General features: G+C 69.6%; 23 protein-coding genes. 12 read left to right on the top strand and 11 right to left on the bottom strand.

The features are described from left to right. Window positions 1–8 precede the first annotated feature (8 nt). On the bottom strand, window positions 9–686 hold the full coding sequence (locus G361_RS0141210) for a TetR family transcriptional regulator (protein WP_019933011.1): 678 nt from the start codon (window positions 684–686) through the stop codon (window positions 9–11). 130 nt (window positions 687–816) lie between these two features. On the opposite strand from G361_RS0141210, the gene G361_RS0141215 reads away from it, so the two are divergent. Together G361_RS0141215 and G361_RS0141220 are read left to right on the top strand one after the other, a co-directional pair. Continuing rightward, on the top strand, window positions 817–1110 hold the full coding sequence (locus G361_RS0141215; protein ID WP_026344146.1) for a hypothetical protein: 294 nt from the start codon (window positions 817–819) through the stop codon (window positions 1108–1110). A gap of 26 nt (window positions 1111–1136) precedes the next feature. After that, window positions 1137–1457: a co-chaperone GroES gene (locus G361_RS0141220; protein WP_019933013.1), complete on the top strand. Its 321-nt coding sequence runs from the start codon at window positions 1137–1139 to the stop codon at window positions 1455–1457. Between the two features lie 57 nt (window positions 1458–1514). Here the strand turns inward: G361_RS0141220 and G361_RS0141225 are convergent, their stop codons facing one another. Continuing rightward, window positions 1515–3008 (bottom strand): MFS transporter, encoded by a 1494-nt coding sequence (locus G361_RS0141225; protein ID WP_019933014.1) that lies wholly within the window; start codon window positions 3006–3008, stop codon window positions 1515–1517. Between the two features lie 118 nt (window positions 3009–3126). On the opposite strand from G361_RS0141225, the gene G361_RS0141230 reads away from it, so the two are divergent. After that, window positions 3127–3726: a TetR family transcriptional regulator gene (locus G361_RS0141230; RefSeq protein ID WP_019933015.1), complete on the top strand. Its 600-nt coding sequence runs from the start codon at window positions 3127–3129 to the stop codon at window positions 3724–3726. A 57-nt stretch (window positions 3727–3783) separates the two neighbouring features. On the opposite strand, the gene G361_RS0141235 is transcribed toward G361_RS0141230, so the two are convergent. The 3 genes from G361_RS0141235 to G361_RS0141245 form a co-directional block, all read right to left on the bottom strand. Next, the gene (locus G361_RS0141235; protein ID WP_019933016.1) at window positions 3784–4437 is read right to left on the bottom strand and encodes a Type 1 glutamine amidotransferase-like domain-containing protein; all 654 of its coding nucleotides are present in this window, start codon (window positions 4435–4437) and stop codon (window positions 3784–3786) included. 112 nt (window positions 4438–4549) lie between these two features. Beyond that, a complete protein-coding gene (locus G361_RS0141240; protein ID WP_019933017.1) occupies window positions 4550–5380 on the bottom strand; it encodes a maleylpyruvate isomerase family mycothiol-dependent enzyme in 831 nt (276 codons plus the stop codon). Next, entirely contained in the window at window positions 5377–5814 is a 438-nt protein-coding gene (locus G361_RS0141245) for an HIT family protein (protein WP_019933018.1), read from the bottom strand. The genes G361_RS0141240 and G361_RS0141245 overlap by 4 nt, the downstream gene beginning before the upstream one ends. A gap of 244 nt (window positions 5815–6058) precedes the next feature. Here G361_RS0141245 and G361_RS46490 point away from each other — a divergent pair, with 244 nt between their 5' ends. The 4 genes from G361_RS46490 to G361_RS0141265 all read left to right on the top strand — a co-directional run bounded on the left by G361_RS46490 (window position 6059) and on the right by G361_RS0141265 (window position 9533). Continuing rightward, a complete protein-coding gene (locus G361_RS46490; protein ID WP_231387259.1) occupies window positions 6059–7333 on the top strand; it encodes a Re/Si-specific NAD(P)(+) transhydrogenase subunit alpha in 1275 nt (424 codons plus the stop codon). Further along, window positions 7333–7665 (top strand): NAD(P) transhydrogenase subunit alpha, encoded by a 333-nt coding sequence (locus G361_RS0141255; protein ID WP_019933020.1) that lies wholly within the window; start codon window positions 7333–7335, stop codon window positions 7663–7665. The genes G361_RS46490 and G361_RS0141255 overlap by 1 nt, the downstream gene beginning before the upstream one ends. A gap of 3 nt (window positions 7666–7668) precedes the next feature. Next, entirely contained in the window at window positions 7669–9081 is a 1413-nt protein-coding gene (locus G361_RS0141260) for an NAD(P)(+) transhydrogenase (Re/Si-specific) subunit beta (protein ID WP_019933021.1), read from the top strand. Between the two features lie 125 nt (window positions 9082–9206). Continuing rightward, entirely contained in the window at window positions 9207–9533 is a 327-nt protein-coding gene (locus G361_RS0141265; RefSeq protein ID WP_019933022.1) for a hypothetical protein, read from the top strand. Between the two features lie 117 nt (window positions 9534–9650). Here the strand turns inward: G361_RS0141265 and G361_RS0141270 are convergent, their stop codons facing one another. Then, window positions 9651–10193 (bottom strand): MarR family winged helix-turn-helix transcriptional regulator, encoded by a 543-nt coding sequence (locus G361_RS0141270; RefSeq protein ID WP_019933023.1) that lies wholly within the window; start codon window positions 10191–10193, stop codon window positions 9651–9653. A 126-nt stretch (window positions 10194–10319) separates the two neighbouring features. Here G361_RS0141270 and G361_RS0141275 point away from each other — a divergent pair, with 126 nt between their 5' ends. Then, entirely contained in the window at window positions 10320–11780 is a 1461-nt protein-coding gene (locus tag G361_RS0141275) for an MFS transporter (RefSeq protein WP_019933024.1), read from the top strand. A 3-nt stretch (window positions 11781–11783) separates the two neighbouring features. Here G361_RS0141275 and G361_RS46495 read toward each other — a convergent pair whose 3' ends face one another. Continuing rightward, window positions 11784–12065 carry a hypothetical protein gene (locus G361_RS46495; protein ID WP_019933025.1) on the bottom strand — a complete coding sequence of 94 codons (282 nt, stop codon included), beginning with the start codon at window positions 12063–12065 and terminating at the stop codon, window positions 11784–11786. A 26-nt stretch (window positions 12066–12091) separates the two neighbouring features. Then, window positions 12092–13384: an MFS transporter gene (locus tag G361_RS0141285; RefSeq protein WP_019933026.1), complete on the bottom strand. Its 1293-nt coding sequence runs from the start codon at window positions 13382–13384 to the stop codon at window positions 12092–12094. A gap of 143 nt (window positions 13385–13527) precedes the next feature. On the opposite strand from G361_RS0141285, the gene G361_RS0141290 reads away from it, so the two are divergent. Then, window positions 13528–14355: an alpha/beta fold hydrolase gene (locus G361_RS0141290; RefSeq protein WP_026344147.1), complete on the top strand. Its 828-nt coding sequence runs from the start codon at window positions 13528–13530 to the stop codon at window positions 14353–14355. Between the two features lie 21 nt (window positions 14356–14376). Here the strand turns inward: G361_RS0141290 and G361_RS0141295 are convergent, their stop codons facing one another. Together G361_RS0141295 and G361_RS0141300 are read right to left on the bottom strand one after the other, a co-directional pair. Further along, on the bottom strand, window positions 14377–15669 hold the full coding sequence (locus G361_RS0141295) for a benzoate/H(+) symporter BenE family transporter (RefSeq protein WP_019933028.1): 1293 nt from the start codon (window positions 15667–15669) through the stop codon (window positions 14377–14379). Between the two features lie 78 nt (window positions 15670–15747). Then, window positions 15748–16251: an Lrp/AsnC family transcriptional regulator gene (locus tag G361_RS0141300; protein WP_019933029.1), complete on the bottom strand. Its 504-nt coding sequence runs from the start codon at window positions 16249–16251 to the stop codon at window positions 15748–15750. A gap of 215 nt (window positions 16252–16466) precedes the next feature. Between G361_RS0141300 and pdhA the strand changes: the two genes are divergently transcribed. Genes pdhA through G361_RS0141315 form a run of 3 tightly spaced genes read left to right on the top strand, consistent with a single transcriptional unit; the run spans window position 16467 to window position 20019 of the window. Beyond that, window positions 16467–17546 (top strand): pyruvate dehydrogenase (acetyl-transferring) E1 component subunit alpha, encoded by a 1080-nt coding sequence (pdhA, locus tag G361_RS0141305; RefSeq protein ID WP_026344148.1) that lies wholly within the window; start codon window positions 16467–16469, stop codon window positions 17544–17546. Further along, window positions 17543–18517, top strand: coding sequence for an alpha-ketoacid dehydrogenase subunit beta (locus G361_RS0141310; RefSeq protein WP_019933031.1), 975 nt, complete (start codon window positions 17543–17545; stop codon window positions 18515–18517). The genes pdhA and G361_RS0141310 overlap by 4 nt, the downstream gene beginning before the upstream one ends. Before the next feature lie 59 nt (window positions 18518–18576). Next, on the top strand, window positions 18577–20019 hold the full coding sequence (locus G361_RS0141315; RefSeq protein WP_026344149.1) for a dihydrolipoamide acetyltransferase family protein: 1443 nt from the start codon (window positions 18577–18579) through the stop codon (window positions 20017–20019). Window positions 20020–20048: 29 nt separating this feature from the next. Here the strand turns inward: G361_RS0141315 and G361_RS0141320 are convergent, their stop codons facing one another. Then, entirely contained in the window at window positions 20049–20471 is a 423-nt protein-coding gene (locus G361_RS0141320) for a thioesterase family protein (RefSeq protein ID WP_019933033.1), read from the bottom strand. Window positions 20472–20474 lie beyond the last annotated feature (3 nt).

Raw genomic sequence — 20474 nt, forward strand, 5'->3', positions numbered from 1 at the left:
GAGCGCCATCACAGACTACCGAGGTGATCCGACAGCAACTCGGCCACCTGTCGCGGCGGCATGTCGCGGGGGAACACCGCCACCACCATCTCGCCCGCCGCGCGATCGCCGCGCGGGACGGCGGCCAGGGCCGTGCGCAGATCCGCGGCGGCGGCCTCGCTCTCGCCGCGCACCATCCGGCGCAGCAGATAGTTGTGGGTGGCCGTGACCGCGGCGCTGAACTGCACCATCGCCAGATCCGGGGCGTCGGGCAACCGGCCGCGCAGATAATCGGTGAACAGCCGCTCGTAGCGGAACACCGTGACGATCTCGCGATCGCGCAGCGCCGGCACCTGCCGGACCACCCGATACCGCTGGGCCGCCAATTCCCTTGTCCGGGTGAATCTCTCGAATACCCCGACGACCGCCTCGCAGACTGCGGTCCACGGATCGGTCTGCGCCGCTTCGAGATCCGCGCGCGCCTGCGCCAATTGTGCTTCGTGGTCGGCGAAGACCACATCCTCCTTGGAGCGGAACTGCCGGAAGAACGTCCGCCGCGACACCCCCGCCGCCTCCGCGATCTCGTCGACGGAGGTGGCCTCGTACCCCTGCTCCGCGAACAGCCGCAGCGCCTCCCCGGCCACCCGCAACCGGAACCGGGCGGCCTCCGCGGCGACCTCGGCACGAGCATTGTCGTCAACAGGCACCCGTCAACGGTAGCGAGTGCCGTCCGGCTCGACTGGCGACGAGTCGGCAAAAGCGGCACACTCCCTGCACAATGGATTGCCTCGGGCCGGGGGAGTCGGCACGGGCGGTCGACGAAAGGATGCCTGCGTGATGGGGATGGATTCGCCCGGAATCCGGGATCTGCTGGTGGGACTGTTCGCCGACGACGAGGTCGATGCCGCCGTGCTGGGACGGATCCGGGCCGGGGAGATCCGGACCTGGGTCGAGGCGGTGGACCGTTCGGGCCTGTTCGGCCGCGAGGTGGTGGCGCGGGTACGACAGCAGTGGACCGAGGATCCGCGGTCTCTGCTCGACGTGCTGCTCGGCACCGCCGACGACCTCACCCGTCGCCGGTGGCTCGGCGAATGGGGCGGCCCGGCCGCGAGCGAGCGTTTGATTTCCTAGTCGGTGCCGCGCGCTAGACTGCCGCGGTGTCCGATTCGAAGCTCGAAATTCAGATGCTGCACGATCGGGTGATGGTCCGCGTGTCTCCCGAAGAGGGGGAGCGGCGCAGCAGCGGAGGCATCCTGATCCCGGCGACCGCCCAGGTGGCGAAGCGTCTGACCTGGGGGCAGGTCTGTGGGGTGGGTTCGCATGTGCGCGCGGTGGGCCTGGGCGACCGGGTGTTGTTCAACGCCGACGACCAGTTCGAGGTCGAGGTGCAGGGTCAGGCGTATCTGGTGATGCGCGAGCGCGATCTGCACGCCGTCGCCAACGAGCGGCCGGAACACGGCACCGGGCTGTACCTGTAGATTTCCGGCGCCGGCCGGAACCACGCCGAGGTGCGCGCGGTTCCGGCCGGGCGAGGATCACGGCCGGTCGGCCGCCGGGCGGGGCAGCGCCAGCGCCGCGGCCAGCACGATCGCCAGCACCACGGCGCCACCCAGCGCGGATGTCTCCATCGCGGTGACGAAATGCCCGCCGTGGCGTCCGGTGCCCAGGGCGGCGAAGAAGATCACCCCGAGGACGGTGGCGCCGATCGCGTTGCCGAACTGCTGGGCGGTGGTCAGCACCCCCGCGGCCATACCGGCCTGCCGTGCGGGGATACCCGAGGACAACACCGCGCCCACGACCGAGGGGATGGTCAGCCCGTTGCCGGCGCCGACGATCATCATGCCGGGGATCAGCGCCACGGCGCCGAGATGCGGTTCGCCGAAATGCAGCACCGCCAGCGTGATCGCCAGCCCGGTGAGGCTGGTGCAGGTGCCCAGCACCATCACCCGCGTGCCGATCCGGGCCGCCACCCGGGGCGCGAGGAAGAACGAACTGCTCGCGAAGCACACCCCCAGCGGCGCGAACGCCAGACCCGCTCGCAGCGGCGACAATCCGAGCCCGTCCTGCAGGAACAGGGTGAGGCACAACATGAATCCGGCGAAGAAGGTCAGATAGCCGCCCGCGATCAGCAGTCCCAGGCCGAAGCCCCGGCGGCGAACCATCGAGATGTCCAGTACCGGTTCGCCGCCGCGCGCGGTGAGCCGTCGCTCGTAGTGCACGGTGAGCGCCAGGACCGGCGCCGCCGCGATCATCGACAGCCAGGTCCACAGCGGCCAGCCCTCCGGGCGGCCGAGCGTGATCGGCACCAGCAGCAGCGCCAGCGCCGCCGAGATGCCCAGTGCGCCGACCGGATCCAGCTTCGGCCGCTGGATCCGGTCGTGTGCGGGCAGCCAGCGGGCGGCCAGCGCCGCGGCGGCCAGCCCGATCGGCACGTTGATGTAGAAGATGCTGCGCCAGCCCCAGCCGAACAGGTCCAGGTTCAACAGGATTCCGCCGAGCACCTGGCCCGACACCGCGCCGATGCCGATGGTGGCGCCGAAAGCGGCCATGGCCCGCGGTCGTTCGCGCACCGGGAACAACGTGTTGATCAGCGCCAGCATCTGCGGCACCATCAGCGCCGCGGTGCCGCCCTGCAGGATGCGGAAGGCGACCAGTGCCCAGGCATTCGGCGCGAGCCCGCACAGCAGCGAGGCGACGGTGAAGGCCAGCATGCCGAGCACGAACAGCCGCCGGTGACCGTGCAGGTCGCCGAGCCGGCCGCCGGTGATCAGCCCGGACGCGTAGGCGAAGCCGTATCCCCCGACGATCAGCTCCAGCGCGGATTCGCCCGCGTGCAGGTCGGTTTGCAGTGAGGAGGCGGCGACGTTGACGACGAACCAGTCGAACATCGCCATGAACATGGCGCTCAGGACCACCGGCAGTACCCGGTGGCGTGCGGGAAAGCCGTCGTCCGCCGGAGCTCTGACGGAAATGGTTGGTGCGGAACGGGTTTCGAGGACTGACACGTCGTTCTCCCGAATGCGGATCATCGGTGGGGCGGCGCCACACTGCGCCGGGTGGAGACGAAGTCTGTAACTAACTGGTTGGTTGTAACTATTCCATCGCCGCGAAATGCGTGTCAACCGATCGGTTGCTTACGATCGGTACATGCCGCCGAGAGACCCCGAGGCGACCAAGGCCCGCATCTTCGACGCGGCGACCCGGGAGTTCGCCGCCTACGGGATCGCCGGCGCCCGCGTCGACCGCATCGCCCGCAACGCACAGGCCAACAAGCAGCTGATCTACGCCTATTTCGGCGACAAGGAACAGCTGTTCCACCAGGTCCTGGAGAAGGCGATGGTGCACGTGGCCGACGCGGTCAGCACCGATATCGATGATCTGGACCGGTGGGTCGACCAGCACATCGACTACCACCGCGCGCATCCGGAATTCCTGCGGCTGCTGATGTGGGAGGCGCTCGAACTCGGCCAGGAGGGCGCCTCGGCCGGCGAGACCCGGACCGCTCGCTACCTGGACAAGAAGGTCAAGGTCGACTCGGCCCAGCAGCGCGGCCTGATCCGCGCGGACCTGCCACCCGGGCATCTGCTGATGCTGCTGATGAGCATGATCAACTATCCCGCGGCGGTTCCGCAGGTGCGCGGTTTCCTGCTCGGGCCGGACGGCGATCCGGAGCGCGCGCGGGCCGTGATCAAGGATGCGGTCCGGCGCATCGCGGCGCCGGGCGAGGACGCCGCCGACACCCGCTGACGAACTGCCGGATCACCGCCGCCGGTCGGACCGGGGGAACACGTCCGCCGGGCGGCCTCAGGAGCCGGGAGTGACGAGTACCTCGACGCGATCACCGTCGACCACCACCGCGTCGTCGTCGGTGAGGGCCCAGTGCGCGACGCCCTCGGCGCGATACCGGTCGGCGATCCGGTCGCAGGCCCCGTCCGGATCGGTGCCGGGCGAGCCGACGTGTGGGACGATCCGGTGATCCACCACACCCAATCCGTCCCAGCGTGCTTCGATGCCGCAGGCCGGTGGTACCTCGCCGGGATCGTCGACGGCCTCGATACCGCGCAGGTCCGGGGTGAGCAGGCAGGCCCCCGCGCTGTAGCCCGCGTAGGCGACGGCATCCGCCGCGAGCAGCCGTGGCAGCACGAGATCCGCTCCGCTGAGCGCGAATCGGGCCCGCAGCACGAAGGTGTTGCCGCCGCGCACCCAGATCAGGGGGAACCGGGTGAGGGCGCGTTCCAGTTCGGCTTCGCGCCCGGTGAATTCGCGCAGGTCCACTACGTCCGGACGGAAACCGCGGTCCCGCAACGGTTTCAGATCGCTGGTGATCGCACCCTGCCAGGCGGCGGGCCAGGCATCGCAGGCGTTCGGGATCACCGCGACCGGTCCGGGAGTGCCCACGAGTGCGGCGAACCGGTCCTCGTGCTTCCCGAATCGATAGCTGGACAGGAACAGTCGCATCAGTGCCCGCCGAACCGATCGGCGGAGAAAGGTTCTCGCGCCGCGCCGGCGCAACGAGCGCCGGACGTTCGCACCCCTTGACAGAATCTGTTGTCCGACAGACGGTTCGGCATCAGATCGTGAACGCCAGGTTGCGGACGATCCGGAGCGCGAGGTCCCGGTCGCCGGACAGTGCGATCCGCGCGAGTTCGCCCTCGGCGTCGACCCGGCCGCCGCACAACCGCGCGAACAGCCCGGCGTCCAGGCGGATCACCGCATCGGCCGGACGATCGAGGGTGTCGGCCACCTCCGCGCGGCCGTCCACCCGGATGTGCACGGTCCGCGCGTGCGGGCCGGTGAGCTCGAAGGTCAGCCGGCTGCCGTCGGGCGCCCCGCCGCGCTTGACCACCGTCCGTCCCAGCGAGGCGGTGAGCTCGTCGAGGGCCAGCTCGGCGCGTAGGTCCGCCTCGTCGCCGTCGGGTTCGCGGCCGAGCGCGTCGGTGATGTCGAGTTCGTGCATCCAGCAGTCGAAGACGCGGGTCCGCATGAAGCGCACGTAGGGCACCACACCCACCGGGGACGGCAGCGACTGCTGCCAGTCCGGCGCGCCGAGGGCCGCGAGGGCGGCCCGGCGGCGACCGGTGACCGATTCGAACCGGTCGATCAGCTGCGCGCCGGTGAGCGCGCGCAGCGTGTCCAGCCAGGCCTCGTTGAGCGCGCCGATGTCGTTGCGCACGTGCGGCTGCTCCCGAATCGCCGCCGCGATCTCGGGATTCGGCTCGCCCAGCAGCATCGACTCGGTGCCGGTCACGTGCGCCAGCACATCGAACACCGTCCAGCCGGGCAGCGGCGACGGTGTGCGCCACTGCCGCTCGTCGAGTCCGGTGACGGCCCGCGTCAGTGCGGCCCACTGCGCGGTGAGAGCCGTGATCATCGTCGTGGGTTCGAGCGCAACGGCCGTCACGGGTGTTCGCCTTCCAGTCGGTCCAGGCCCGCGCGGATCGCCGCGGCGGTGGATTCCGGTTCGTGTGGCCTGCGGAGCAGGAAACCTCTGGCGAAGGCCAGCGTGTCGCCATTGCGCCGCGGCACCACGTGCAGGTGTACGTGCGGTACGGTCTGGAATGCCGAACGACCGTCGTTGAGCAGCAGATTGGCGCCGTCGGCGCCGAGCTCGCTGCGGCGCACGGCCTTTGCGAGGCGATGTCCGAGGGTGAAGATCGCGGCGCCGGTCGCGTGGTCGAGTTCGTCGAGATCGGTCGCGTGCCGTTTGGGAATCACCAGCGTGTGACCTCGCGCGATGGGGCGGATGTCGAGGAACGCGTACAGCGTGCCGGTCTCGTGGACCACGGTGGCGGGGGCGTCGCCCGCCACGATCCGGCAGAAGATACAGCCCGTCACCGAGCGAACCCTACGGCATCGTAGATGTGTGCTACGTCATGTCGAAGAAGGGGCAATTGGGAGAATCCTCACTTGGCTATGTGATGTTGATCTCGGCTAGGCTCACCGCTTGCCGGGTACAGTTGCGACAATCGTCACGAACTTACTGAAGAGTAAGTTCCGGAGCGCCCGATCGGCCACCGGCGGCGGCCCACCACGGAAGGTGGGGGCCAGCTTCGGCCGTTACGAGTAAGGAAGATGAGCAGTGGAGACAACGCAGAGCGTTCCCCACGGCACGCGCGTCGGTGTGGTTCGGGAGTCCAATCCCGACGAGCGCCGGGTCGCGTTGGTACCGAAGATCATTCCGACCCTGGTCAAGCAGGGTGTGGAAGTGGTCGTGGAGCCGGGCGCGGGCCTGGGTGCGCTGATCCCGGACGAGGCGTACACCGCCGCGGGCGCCGTGCTCGGTGATCCGTGGTCGGCCGAGGTGATCGTGAAGGTCGCCCCGCCCAACGACACGGAGATCGGGAAACTGTCGGCGGGCCAGACACTCATCGGATTCCTCGCACCCCGCAACGCGGACACCAAGATCGGCGCGCTGAAGGCCGCCGGTGTGCAGGCGTTCGCGGTCGAGGCCATTCCGCGGATCTCGCGGGCGCAGGTGATGGACGCGCTGTCGTCGCAGGCGAACGTCTCCGGTTACAAGGCGGTGCTGGTCGCCGCGTCGGAGTCCACCCGGTTCTTCCCGATGCTGACCACCGCGGCCGGCACGGTGAAGCCGGCGACGGTGCTGGTACTGGGTGTCGGCGTCGCGGGGTTGCAGGCCCTGGCGACCGCGAAGCGCCTCGGTGGCCGGACCACCGGATACGACGTACGGCCCGAGGTCGCCGATCAGGTGCGCTCGGTCGGCGCGCAGTGGCTGGATCTGGGTATCGACGCCGCCGGTGAGGGCGGGTACGCCCGCGAGCTCACCGAGGACGAGAAGGCGCAGCAGCAGCTGGCATTGGAGAACGCCATCAAGGGTTTCGATGTCGTGATCACCACCGCGCTGGTGCCGGGCCGTCCCGCGCCGCGCCTGGTGACCGCGGCCGCGGTCGAGGGTATGAAGCCCGGCAGCGTGATCGTGGACCTGGCCGGCGAGACCGGCGGCAACTGCGAGCTGACCGAACCCGGTAAGACGGTGGTCAAGCACGGCGTCACGATCGCCTCGCCGCTGAACCTCCCCGCGACCATGCCCGAGCACGCGTCGGAGCTGTACTCCAAGAACATTCAGGCCCTGCTGGAGCTGATGCTGAAAGACGGTGCGCTGGCACCCGATTTCGGTGATCAGGTGCTGGCGGATTCGTGCGTCACCCGCGACCGTGAGGCCCCCGCGGCTGTCGCGGCACCGGCGGCGGAACCGGTCGCCGATTCCGCTTCTCCGGCGGCCGATTCCGCTGCCGCGGACGCTGCGGCCGCCGACTCCGCCGCTCCCGCGACCGATTCCGACGCGGCCGATGCGTCCGCGCCGGCTTCCCCCGATTCGAAGGCGGGTAACTGATGTACACCGAGTTGCTGGCGAACATCGCCATTCTGGTGCTGTCCGGGTTCGTCGGCTTCGCCGTGATCTCGAAGGTGCCCAATACCCTGCACACCCCACTCATGTCGGGTACCAACGCGATTCACGGCATCGTCGTGCTCGGCGCGCTGGTGGTGCTGGGCAAGATCGCCCATCCGTCGGTGGCCGAGCAGATCATCCTGTTCGTCGCCGTCGTGTTCGGAACCTTGAACGTGATCGGCGGATTCGTGGTCACGGACCGGATGCTCGGCATGTTCAAGGGTAAAAAGCCTGCGGCGCAGGACAACTCCGCCGGTGAGAAGGCGGGGAAGTAGCTCATGGACAATCTCGTCAACATTCTCTACGTCATCGCGTTCGCGATGTTCATCTACGGTCTGATGGGCCTGACCGGCCCGAAGACGGCGGTGCGCGGCAACCAGATCGCGGCGGTCGGGATGGCGCTCGCGGTGGTCGCGACCTTCATCTCGATCCGGCACACGAACAACTGGATCCTCATCGTCGCGGGCCTGGTCGTCGGTGTGGCACTGGGCATCCCGCCGGCCCGGTTCACCAAGATGACGGCGATGCCGCAGCTGGTGGCCGCGTTCAACGGCGTCGGCGGCGGTACGGTCGCGCTGATCGCCTGGTCGGAATTCCTGGACACGCAAGGCTTCTCGCGGATTCCCGAGCAGCCGACCGTGCACATCGTGATCGCCTCCCTGTTCGCCGCGATCATCGGCTCGATCTCGTTCTGGGGCTCGCTGATCGCGTTCGGCAAACTGCAGGAGATCCTGCCGGGTAAGCCGCTCGGGATCGGGAAACTGCAGCAGCCGTTGAACATTCTGCTGTTCGTCGGCGCGGTCGCGTCGGCGGTCGTGATCGGCGTGGGGGCCACCAACGACGGGGTGTCCGGCTGGTGGATGGTGCTGCTGCTGGTGCTGGCCGCGGCGCTCGGCCTGATGGTGGTGCTGCCGATCGGCGGCGCCGACATGCCGGTGGTCATCTCCCTGCTCAACGCGCTCACCGGATTGTCCGCCGCCGCAGCCGGTCTGGCGCTGAACAACACCGCGATGATCGTCGCGGGCATGATCGTCGGCGCGTCCGGCACCATTCTCACCAACCTGATGGCCAAGGCGATGAACCGGTCCATCCCGGCCATCGTGGCCGGTGGGTTCGGTGGCGGCGGCGTGGTCGCCTCCTCCGGCACCGGTGAGCAGAAGCAGGCCAAGGCCACCTCGGCGGCGGATGCCGCGATCCAGATGGCCTACGCCAACCAGGTGATCGTGGTCCCCGGCTACGGTATGGCCGTCGCCCAGGCCCAGCACGCGGTCAAGGAGATGGCATCGCTGCTGGAGGCCAAGGGTGTGGAGGTCAAGTACGCCATCCACCCGGTCGCCGGTCGCATGCCCGGCCACATGAACGTGCTGCTGGCCGAGGCCGAGGTGTCCTACGACGCGATGAAGGAAATGGACGACATCAACGGCGAATTCGGCCGTACCGATGTGGCCCTGGTCATCGGCGCCAACGACGTCACCAACCCCGCCGCCCGCGAGGATGCCGCCAGCCCCATCTACGGCATGCCGGTGCTGAACGTCGACCAGGCCAGGAGCGTCATCGTGCTGAAGCGCTCGATGAACTCCGGCTTCGCCGGCATCGACAACCCGCTGTTCTACAGCGACCACACCTCGATGCTGTTCGGCGACGCCAAGAAGTCCGTCGGCGCCGTCACCGAGGAACTCAAGGCACTGTAAACCGTTGCGAGAGGGCCCCGTTCGGTATCGGACGGGGCCTTCGTCGTGTGCCCGCCCGAATCGGGCGATCTGCCCTAGGATCGGCACACCGGCCGCCGTCGTGCGGCCCGAAGGAGGGGTTCGGCATGACATTTCGCGAGTTCTTCCGCCCGTTGTCCGTGGCGTCGGAAGCGCCGGTCTTCGGGACGCCGGTGGAGACCGCCGACGGTTCCACCGTCATCACGGTCGCTGCCCCGGGCGGCTGGTTGCGTCCGGCGACGCGGCCGATCGGCGTCTTCGTCATCCACGGCGGCCGGGTGACGTGGAGTGCGGCGGAGGACGACACCCGCATCGCCCTCGTCGGCGAGACGATCGGACTACTGAGCGCGGTGATCGCCACCCTCGCCGTACTGCGTCGCCCGCCGTGGCCGGACCTCCGGCGGCAGCGCGACGGCAGCATCGGCCCACACTGAGCGCACCGATCGGCAGGTCCGGACCTCGTAGGCCGGGGTGCCCCGGCCCACCGAGCGGCCGAACCACTGCACGGCCCAGCCTGACCCCGGACCGTCGCGCGGACGGTTACGGCCGGATCAGCGTGTGCCCGGCGGCGGATCGTCGGCGTGCCGGAGGAAGTCGTCGACCATGCGGTGATTCAACCGGGCCAGTGCGGCCAGGTCGTCGGAGTTCCAGTCGTCCAGACAGTCCCGGATGACCCGGCGGCCGACCGCGCGCATCGCGTCGACCGCGTCCGCGCCGGCGGTGGTCAGGCGCACGCGCTGGGCGCGGCGATCGCAGGGGTCCGGCACCCGGGTGACGAATCCGCTGCGCTCGAGCCGCTGAACCTGCCGGGTGATGTGCGGCGCCTCGACGTCGAGGCGCGCGGCGATCTCGCCGAGCCGCAGCGGTTCGCCGGCCTCGGCGAGCAGGCGTAACAGCGGGACGTTGGCACGGTCGACGTCGACGCCGGCCTCCGCGGCGGTGCGATCGTGGCGGCGGGCCCGGGTGAGCATGTGCGCGATACGGGTCAGTGCGCGTTCGAGTTCCGCGATGTGATCGGCGTCGGCACCCGTCCGGGCAGGCGGATCGGCGTCCGCATCGAGATCGTTTTCGGGGGTAGCTGGAGCCCGGCGCATGGGGTTATTCTACGAGGCGAGTTACTTAAGTTAGGTAAGTATGCCGTGATCCGCCGCACAACGGGGTGCCGCGCCGATCCGGCCATCAGGGGAACCCGTTTTCGGGACGAGGATGAGGACATACAGATGACGTCGACCGTCGAGGGCCGGCCCGGAGCCGGCGCGAACACGACCGACTCCGGCCCGGACGACGCCGGTACCAAGGCCCCGCTCGGCCTGACCCTGCTCGCACTCTGTGCCGCCGGCCTGGTCGTCTCGCTGCAACAGACCGTGGTGATCCCGCTGCTGCCGCGGCTGATCGTGCAGTTGCACACCAACGTCTCCGGCGTGACCTGGCTGTTCACCGCCTCGCTGCTCACCGGCGCGGTCGCGACGCCGCTGCTGTCGCGATTCGGCGACATGTACGGCAAGAAGCTCATGGTGATGGTCTGCATGGGCCTGCTGCTGGCCGGTTCGGTGATCTGTGCCCTCGCCGCCACGCTCCCGATCTACGTCGTCGGCCGGGCGTTGCAGGGTGTGTCGTCCGCGCTGATCCCGTTGGCGATCGGCATCATTCGCGACACCTTCCCGCCGAAGCGGCTGACCACGTCCATCGGCGTGATGAGTGGCACGATGGGCGTCGGCGGCACGATCGGCATGCTGGTCACCGGCGTCATCGCCAACCACACCACCAGCGCGCATCCGGTCTTCTGGATCACCGCCGGGATGGCCTTGCTGTCCACGATCCTGATCGGCGTGACGGCCGCGGACACCGGCATCCGGCACGGCGGCCGGCCCGATTTCGTGGGGGCCGGTCTGCTGGCGGGCCTGCTGACCTGCCTGCTGCTGGCGATCAGCGAGGGGCCGGACTGGGGCTGGGGTTCCGGCAGTGTGATCGGGCTGTTCGTCGCGGCCGTCGTACTCACCGCGGTGTGGGTGTTCGCCGAGTTGAAGGTGGCACAGCCGCTGGTGCGACTGCCGCTGCTGGTCGGGCCGCGCTCACTGTCGGCGAACCTGGCCTCGGCCCTCCTCGGATTCGCGATGTTCGGCTCGTTCTCGCTGATCTCGAATTTCGTCGAGACCCCGGCGGACAAGGTGGGGTACGGCCTGTCCGGCACGGTGCTGGATGTCGGCCTGTACGGCATCCCCAGCACCGTCATGATGACCTTCTTCTCGTTCCGCACCGGCCGGATCGCGGCCCGCATCGGTGCGGCGCACACGCTGGCGCTCGGCGCGGCCATCGCCGCGTTCGCGCCGCTGTCGCTGGCCTTCTTCCACACCCACGGGTACGAGCTGATCATCTCGAATGTGTTGCAGGGCATCGGTTTCGGTATCAGTTACGCGGCGCTGGGCACCCTGGCCGTCCAGCATGTGGCGATGAGCGAGAGCAGTATCGCCAGCGGGATCAACTCGCTGGTCCGGACCGCCGGCGGCAGTATCTCCGGCGCCATCACCGGCTCGATTCTGTCCGCGTACACCATCGGTCACTCCAACGTGCCGCAATTGCACGCGTACGTACTGAGTTTCGTGCTGCTCGGTATCGGCGCGCTGCTGGCCGCGGTGGTCGCCTTCGGAAACGGCGTGCGGCACAAGCACGTCCCACACTGACGATCAGCGGATTCGCGGCTCCCGGGCCTCCACGGCGTCCTTGGCCTCGCGCAGTGAGGCCTGGGGGTACAGCTCGCGATACCGCTTGATCGCGGCGATCTTCTTGCCCTGGGTCAGTAGCTCGTCCACGTCGGCCATCTCGCCGGCGAATTCGACCGGCGGCGGCCGGTACTCGGCATCCATCCGCTCCGAATCGATTCCGGTGATGCCGAGGTGCGCGATGATCGCGTCCAGTTTGCGTTCGATGCGATCGAGTCTGCGGTCCTGCCGCTCGTTGGCGAACATGCCCCGACTGTAACCGCGGGATCGCGTCAGGGTTCCGGTGTCGCGACGATGCGGGCGAACCACGCGCACAACAGGATCGCGACCAGCGGGAAGATCAGTGCCGTGGTCAGCGAGGTGAATTTCGCCAGCCAGCCGATCACCGAGGGTCCGGCCAGGAAACCGAGATAACCGAGCGTGAATACGTGCGACATATCGGTGGTCGCCGTCTCGGTCCCGAGATTGCCCGCGGCACTGAAGATCTGGGGCACGCCACCGGCCAGCCCGACCCCCAGCAGCGCCCAGCCCGCCAATGTGACCGGCACCCAGGCCGATCCGACGATCAGGCCCAGTCCGGCCGCGGCGAGCAGCGCGCCCCAGCGCACCAGCGCCACCCGCCCGAACCGTCCGTTGACCCGATCGGCGGCGAACCGGCCGATGGTCATCGTCGTCGAGAACGCGCCGAAGGCCAGCGCCGCCGTGGCATCCGAGACGTGCAGCCGCTCGTGCACCTGGAGCGTGCTCCAGTCGTTGGCGACGCCCTCGGTCATCAGGAACGCGATCGCGATCGCGCCGAGCGCCAGCACCTTTCGCACGTCCCGGCGGCTCGCTCGATCGGATACGGCTGCGCCGACCGCGGTTTCGCCACCGCGCTCCGCGGCCGCGCCGGACGCCTCGCGGCGATCCCCGGCGATTTCGGCATCGCCCGGCCCCGGGGTGCTCGCAGCGGCCGATGCCGGCCGGGCGGCGTCGGCGGCCGGGTGCGGGCGATCGTGCGGGAGCAGGCGCGGCACCAGCACGGCGATCAGCACCAGGCCGAGTGCCGCGACGCCCGCCACGGTCAGCCGGGTGTCCAGTCCGGCGTGCAGCGCGGCCGCGCCGACCAGTGATCCGGCCAATCCGCCACAGGAGAACAAGGCATGGAACGCGGACATGATCGGCCGCCCGTACTGCCGTTCCACGTGCACCGCTTGACTGTTCATCGACACGTCCAGCGCGCCGTTGCCGAAACCCAACGCCGCCAACCCGATCGCGAGTGTCACCGGACCGGCCGCGTTGATCGGGATCAGGATCACCAGGGAGACGAACACGCCGGCCACCGCGACCACGGTGCGACTGCCGGCCCGGTCGGCGATCGGCCCGGCGGCCTGCATGCCGAGGATGCCGCTGCCGGCCATCAGCAGGATCAGCATGCCCAGCGTGGCGTGCGAAACTCCGGCGCGCGCGGTGATCACCGGGATGTGCACCACCCACATCGACAGCGTGAATCCGTTCAGCCCGAACACCGCGAAAACGGCGGCACGCGCGAACCTGGTGGCCGGGGCGAGGGTCGACGTGTCCACCGATTCGACGGTACCGGCTCCCGCCGGGTCACCGATGGGACAAGAACAGGTTGCCCGTGGCAAATGTACAGCTACCTTTGTTCCGACAGCCCGGATCGGCGATCCGGGATTCGCTCGGCGACCGGACGAAGGAGGCTCTCCCGATGCCTGTGTGTACGACGCGCGACGGAGTGGACATCTACTACAAGGACTGGGGTTCGGGCCGCCCGGTCGTGTTCATCCACGGATGGCCGCTGAATGCCGATGCCTGGGACGACCAGATGAAGGCGGTCGCCGACGCGGGTTTCCGGGGTATCGCCCACGATCGCCGTGGTCACGGCCGCTCGGAGCAGCCGTGGGACGGTTACGACTTCGACACCTTCGCCGACGATCTGAACGATCTGCTGACGCAGCTCGACCTGCGGGACGTGACCCTGGTCGCGCATTCGATGGGCGGCGGCGAGCTCGCCCGCTACATCGGCCGGCACGGCACCTCGCGGGTCCGTTCGGCCGTACTGCTGTCGGCGATCACGCCGCACATGCTGAAGACCGCCGACAATCCGTCGGGTGTGCCCGAGGACGCCCTCGTGCAGATCAAGAACGGGATCCTCGGGGAGCGGTCGCAGTTCTGGAAGGACGTGTCCGAGATGTTCTTCGGCGCGAACCGCCGCGGCTCGAAGGCCACCCAGGGCAACCGGGACGCGTTCTGGTTCATGGCGATGCACGAATCCATCCAGGCCGGCGTGAAGTGCGTGGACGCCTTCGGCTGGGACGATTTCACCGCCGACCTGAAGAAGTTCGACATCCCGACCCTGATCGTGCACGGCGACGACGATCAGATCGTGCCGATCGACGCCACCGCCCGGCAGGCGGTCGAGATCATCCGGGACGCGAGCCTCATCGTCTACGAGGGCGCCTCGCACGGCCTGGCCATGGTGCCGGGCGACAAGGAGCGTTTCCTCAAGGATCTGACCACCTTCCTGGGGGTCTGACCCGAGATGACCCGGCGCCGGCTACCGCGACGCGGCGGTGGTCGGCGCCGTCCGGCCACGCGGCGCGAGCACCCATCGCACCAGCAGGCCGGCGGCCAGTGCCCAGAAGGCCGCCCCGATACCGGCGATCGTGATCGCCGACGCCGAGACGAGGAAGGTCACCACGGCCGCCGTGCGATGTTCGGCCGGGCCCAGCGCGGCGGTCAGCGCACTCGCCAGGGTGGCCAGGAGGGCAAGGCCCGCAACGCTTTCCAGCGCACCCCGGGGCGCGGCGGCGACCAGCGTCACCAGTGCGGCGGCAGCGGGCGCGATCAGCAGATAGGTACCGCCGGTACCGACCGCCGCGATCCATCGGCGGCGCGGATCCGGATGGGCCGCGGGCGCCGCGGTCAGCGCCGCGCTGATCGCGGCCAGATTCACCACGTGCCCACCGGCGGTCGCACCCACCAGCGTGCCCAGCCCCGTGGTGATCATCGCCGCCCGCCACGGCACCCGATAGCCGAACGACGAGAGCACCGCGGTGCCGGGGATGTTCTGCGCGGCCATCGTGACGATGTACAGCGGCACCGCGACGCCGACCACCGCCTGCCAGGTCCAGTGCGGCGCGGTCAGTTCCACCCGCGGCGTCATGGCGGCGAGATCCAGGTGGCGATGGGTCACCGCGATATCGATACCCGCGCCGACGGCCGCGGTCGCGAACGCCGCCAGTACCGCCCAGCGGGCGGCGAACCGTTGCAGCACCAGCCACACGACGAGCACCGGCACCACCACGGCCGGACTGACGGTCACCGAACGCACCGGCGCGAGGCACAGCGGCACCAGCACCCCGGCCAGCATGGCCTGCGCGATCTCGACCGGAATCGCCGCGATCAGCCGGCCGAGCCGATCCCAGAATCCGGTGAGCACGATCAGCACCCCGGTCACCAGGAACGCGCCGACGGCCGCGGCCCAGCCCCCGGCCACCGCACCGGTGCTCGCCAGCAACGCCGCACCGGGGGTGGACCAGGCCAGCGTGATCGGGATGCGAAAACGCCGGGCCAGCAACAACATTCCGATCGCCTGGGTGAGACAGACGACCATCAGGCCCGAGGCCGCCTGTGCCGGTGTGGCGCCCATCTCGGTCAGCCCGGCCAGCACCACCGCGAACGAACTGGTGAATCCGACCAGCGCCGCCACCGCCCCCGCGCCGATCGCATGCGCGGTATGGCTCGGCGGGCCACCTGCCGGAGCCACCGGGTCGCCGGCCCGTGGTTCGGGCGAATCGACCGGTTCGGTGGGCGAGGCTCCGGGGGATTCGGCGGCGGTGGTGCTCATCGTGTCATCGTCGGTGACCGCGTTCGGTGCGGTCAGCGGCCAATCGTGCGAAACTGGTCCGTTTTCGGTCCGGCGGGCTCAGCGGGTGTTGCCGTCGGCGGCCACCCGGGCCAGCAGGGGGGCCGTGCGGGGGCCGACGAACTGCTGCATCACCAGGGCCATATTGGTGCGTTCCACGCCGCGGATCTCCAGGATCCGGCCCGCGACCCGGTACAGATCGTCGGCGTCGCGGGCGACGACGCGGACGGTGAGATCGGTCTGACCGGTCAGCCCGCACACCTCGGTGACCTCCGGGACCCGGGCCAGCTCGTCGACGACGGCGTCCAGGGTGTGCTGATCGACCACGACGGAGACGAACGCGGCCAGCGGATACCCCAGCGCGCGCGGATCGACCCGGCGTTCGAAACTCGCCAGCACCCCGGCCGACTCCCAGCGGGCCAGCCGGGCCTGCACGGTGTTGCGGGACAGCCCCAGGCGGGTGGCCAGCTCCACGCCGGTGGCGCGGGGATTGGCGACCAGCTCCAGCAACAGCCGCGCATCCGTCGCGTCGATCACGGCACCGATCTGCTCTGCACTGGACATGTAACGCAGTATGACAGGCGACTCCCCGGTCGTGCCACGCATTCTGCCCAGTTGCGAGGTTGGTACTTGCGCGATTCGCTCAATCGTGGATGCTGTGTGGTGTAGGACACCATTGCACCGCAACGGCCGGCGACCCCGGCCGGAACCGGAGGCGGCGGCTGCGCCACCCGCGCAGCGGCCCCGTGATCGCCCGGACGGGCGAGGAGGCGATGACGATGACCGACCCGAGCGCCTATCCGGTGCAGTTGGTCCAGCCCGACGGCCGCCGCGTACTCGATCGCGAGCACGCCGCCCTGGTCGCCGATGTCGGCCCCGAACGGCTGCGGCGAATGTACGAGGACATGGTCGCCGCCCGGCGCATCGACACCGAGGCGACCGCACTGCAACGCCAGGGCCAGCTCGGCCTGTGGCCGCCGCTGCTGGGCCAGGAAGGCGCGCAGATCGGTTCCGCCCACGCTCTGAACTCCGACGATTACGTGTTCTGCAGCTATCGCGAGGCCGCGGTGGCCTACTGCCGGGGTGTCGATCCGGGCGCGATCACCCGGATGTGGCGCGGTGTCGCGCACTGCTGCTGGGAGCCGGACACGATCAACATGACCAATCCGGCGATCGTGGTCGGCGCGCAGGGTCTGCACGCCACCGGCTACGCCTACGCGGCACATCTCGACGGCGCCGAGATCGCGACCATCGCCTATTTCGGCGACGGCGCGACGAGTCAGGGCGATATCGCGGAGGCGCTCGGCTTCGCCTCCTCGTGGAGTGCCCCGGTGGTGTTCTTCTGCCAGAACAACCACTGGGCGATCAGCGAACCGGTACAGGTGCAGAGCGCGACCCCGATCGCGCGCCGGGCCTACGGCTACGGCATGCCGGCCGTCCAGGTCGACGGCAACGACGCGCTGGGTGTGCTCGCGGTGACCCGGCAGGCGGTGGCCCGGGCGCGGGCCGGTGGCGGGCCGTCGTTCATCGAGGCGATCACCTACCGGATGGGCCCGCACACCACCGCCGACGATCCGACCCGCTATCGCGCGGCGGCGGAGCTGGAACTGTGGCGGCGCCGCGATCCGATCGATCGGATGCGCCGGCTGCTGGAACGAGAAGGGTTCTGGGACAGCGACTTCGAGCAACAGGTACGCGATCGTTCGGACGCTGTGGGGGAGCGGGTGCGCAGCGCCACGGTCGGCATGCCCGATCCGGCGCCGGCCGCGTTGTTCGAGCACGTATACGCGACACCGCATCCGCTGATCGACGAACAGCGGCGGGACTACACCGCATACCTGGAGGGAGTCCGGTCATGATCACGTTCGCCGCCGCTCTGAACACGGGCCTGCGCCGCGCCCTGGAGGACGATCCCAAGGTGGTGCTGCTCGGTGAGGACATCGGCCGGCTCGGCGGTGTCTTCCGGGTCACCGACACCCTGCAGAAGGATTTCGGGGACAACCGGGTGATCGATACGCCGCTGGCCGAATCCGGCATCATCGGAACGGCTTTCGGGATGGCGCTGCGCGGCTACCGGCCGGTGTGCGAGATCCAGTTCGACGGCTTCGTGTATCCGGCGTTCGATCAGATCGTCTCGCAGGTCGCGAAGATCCACTACCGCACCGGCGGCGCGGCCTCGGCGCCGCTGACCGTGCGGATCCCGTTCGGCGGCGGGATCGGGGCGGTGGAGCACCACTCCGAGTCGCCGGAGGCGTACTTCGCGCACACCGCCGGGCTGCGGGTGGTCTCGCCGAGTACCCCCGCCGACGCGTATCTCATGTTGCGCCAATCGATTTCGCTGCCCGACCCGGTGATCTTCCTGGAGCCCAAGCGCCGTTACTGGGACAAGGCCGAGGTCGATCCCGATGCGCTGGACGCCGATCCGTATCCCCTGGACCGGGCCCGGATCTGCCGTCCGGGCCGGGACGCCACGATCGTCGCGTACGGCGGCATGGTCCGCACCGCGCTGACCGCGGCCGAGATCGCCGCGGGGGAGGGGCACGAACTGGAGGTGATCGATCTGCGCAGCCTGTCGCCGATCGACTTCGACACGGTCGAGGAATCGGTGCGGCGGACCGGCCGGCTCGTCGTCACGCACGAGGCGCCGGTGTTCGCGGGGCTCGGCGCGGAGATCGCCGCCCGGATCAGCGAACGCTGTTTCTACTACTTGGAGGCGCCGGTCCTGCGCGTCGGTGGCTTCGACATCCCCTATCCCCCCGCTAAGCTCGAACGGCACCACCTGCCCGACCCCGATCGCATCCTGGATGCGGTCGATCGAACGTTTGCGTGACACCGTCCGACCGCCCGTTCAGACAGAGGTGCCCCTTGCCGAACGACTCGGAAAACCGTGTGGTGGAAGCCCGCCGCCAGATCCTGGAGTTCCGGCTCCCCGATCTCGGCGAGGGTTTGGCCGACGCGGAGTTGATCTCCTGGGCCGTGGCGGTCGGTGACGCCGTCGAGCTCAATCAGACCATCGCCGAGGTGGAGACGGCCAAGGCGCAGGTGGCGCTGCCCAGCCCGTTCGCCGGTGAGGTGGTGGAACTGCTCGCCGAGCCCGGCGACACCGTCGCCGTGGGCGCCGCGCTGATCCGGGTGGCCGCCTCGGACGCGGCGCCGGGTCCGTCGTCACCGGACGCGGTCGCGTCCCGGGGTGGCCGCGCAGAATCCGTGAACAGCGAATCCGACGGCGCCGCAACCGATTCCGGTGGCAGGCGCGCGATACTGGTCGGTTACGGCCCGGAGGAGGAGACGGCCTCCCGCCGCGGCCGCCCACCGGTGAGCGGATCCGGCGGCCCAGCGGTGAGCCGATCGGATGACACGGAGATGCCCGCGTACCCCGAGTTCGCGACCCGGCAGGCCGCCACCCCCGCGGCCCGCAAACTCGGCCGGGAACTCGGTATCGATCTCGCCGTCGTGGCCGGCTCCGGCCCGGGTGGCGCGGTCACCGTGGAAGATGTGCGGCAGGCCGTTCCGGTCTCCCAGCCGATGAATCGCGCTCGCCCCGTCGACGATCCGGACGCTCGGGCGGCCGCTCCGGCGCCGCCGGCCATGCGGCCCGAGGACGGCGGCCCGGCCCGGCCGGCCCCCGTCGAGCGCGAGACCCGGATCCCGGTCAGCGGCGTCCGCAAGCGCACCGCGGCGGCGATGGTCACCAGTTCCCACACCATTCCGCAGGCCAGCGCGTTCGTGACCACCGATTTCACCGCGTCGATGGAGTTGCTGGACCATCTGCGCAACACGGCCTCCTTCAGCGGCCTCAGCCTGACGCCGCTGGCGCTGACCGCCAAGGCCGCGCTCGCCGCGATGGCGGAATTCCCGGGCATCAACTCGTTCTGGGACGAGGAGAACCGGGAGATCGTCACCAAGCACTATGTGAACCTGGGTATCGCGGTCGCCACCGACCGCGGGCTGCTGGTGCCGAACGTCAAGGAGGCGCAGACGCTGAGCCTGCGCGATCTGTGCCGCGACATCGGCTGGGTGGCCGAGATGTCGCGCTCCGGCGCCGCCACCCCCGCGGATCTGATCGGCGGCACCTTCACCATCAGCAACGTCGGGGTCTTCGGCGTGGATATCGGTGTGCCGCTGGTGAATCCGGGCGAGGGCGCGATCCTGTGCCTCGGCTCGATCCGCAAGCGGCCGTGGGTCTACCGCGACGAACCGGCGGTGCGCTGGGTCACCACGCTGGGCCTGAGCTTCGACCACCGGATGATCGACGGCGAACTGGGCTCCCGATTCCTGTCGACCGTGGCGTCGCTGCTGGAGGATCCGCTGACGCTGCTCGGCCGGGTCTGAGGCCGCTCACGAGAATCGACAGCGCGGGCTCAGGTCAGCGTTTCGGCAGCTTCGCGGATGACGGCGGGGATCTCGACCGGTTTGCGCGTCAGCTCGTCGACGTAGACGTGCACGAACCGGCCGGTCGCCGCCGCTTCCAGCCGGTCGCCGTCCTCGCGGAAGACGGCGAGGTCGTAGGTGATGCTCGAGTGGCCGAGGCGGGCGATGCGCAGGCCGACGCGCAGCCGGTCGGGGAAGCTCAGCGAGCCGAGGAACTTGCAGGAGGTCTCGGCGACCACGCCGATGGCGGGCAGGTCGCGGATATCGGTGCCGGTGGCGTGCATCAGCCAGGCGTTGACCGCGGTGTCGAAGTACGAGTAGTAGGTCACGTTGTTCACGTGGCCGTAGTGATCGTTGTCGGCCCACCGGGTCGGGACCGGCCAGAGCACCGGGTAGTCGTCCTGCGTCGTCACCAG

This window comes from Nocardia sp. BMG111209, assembly GCF_000381925.1.
GTDB lineage: Bacteria > Actinomycetota > Actinomycetes > Mycobacteriales > Mycobacteriaceae > Nocardia.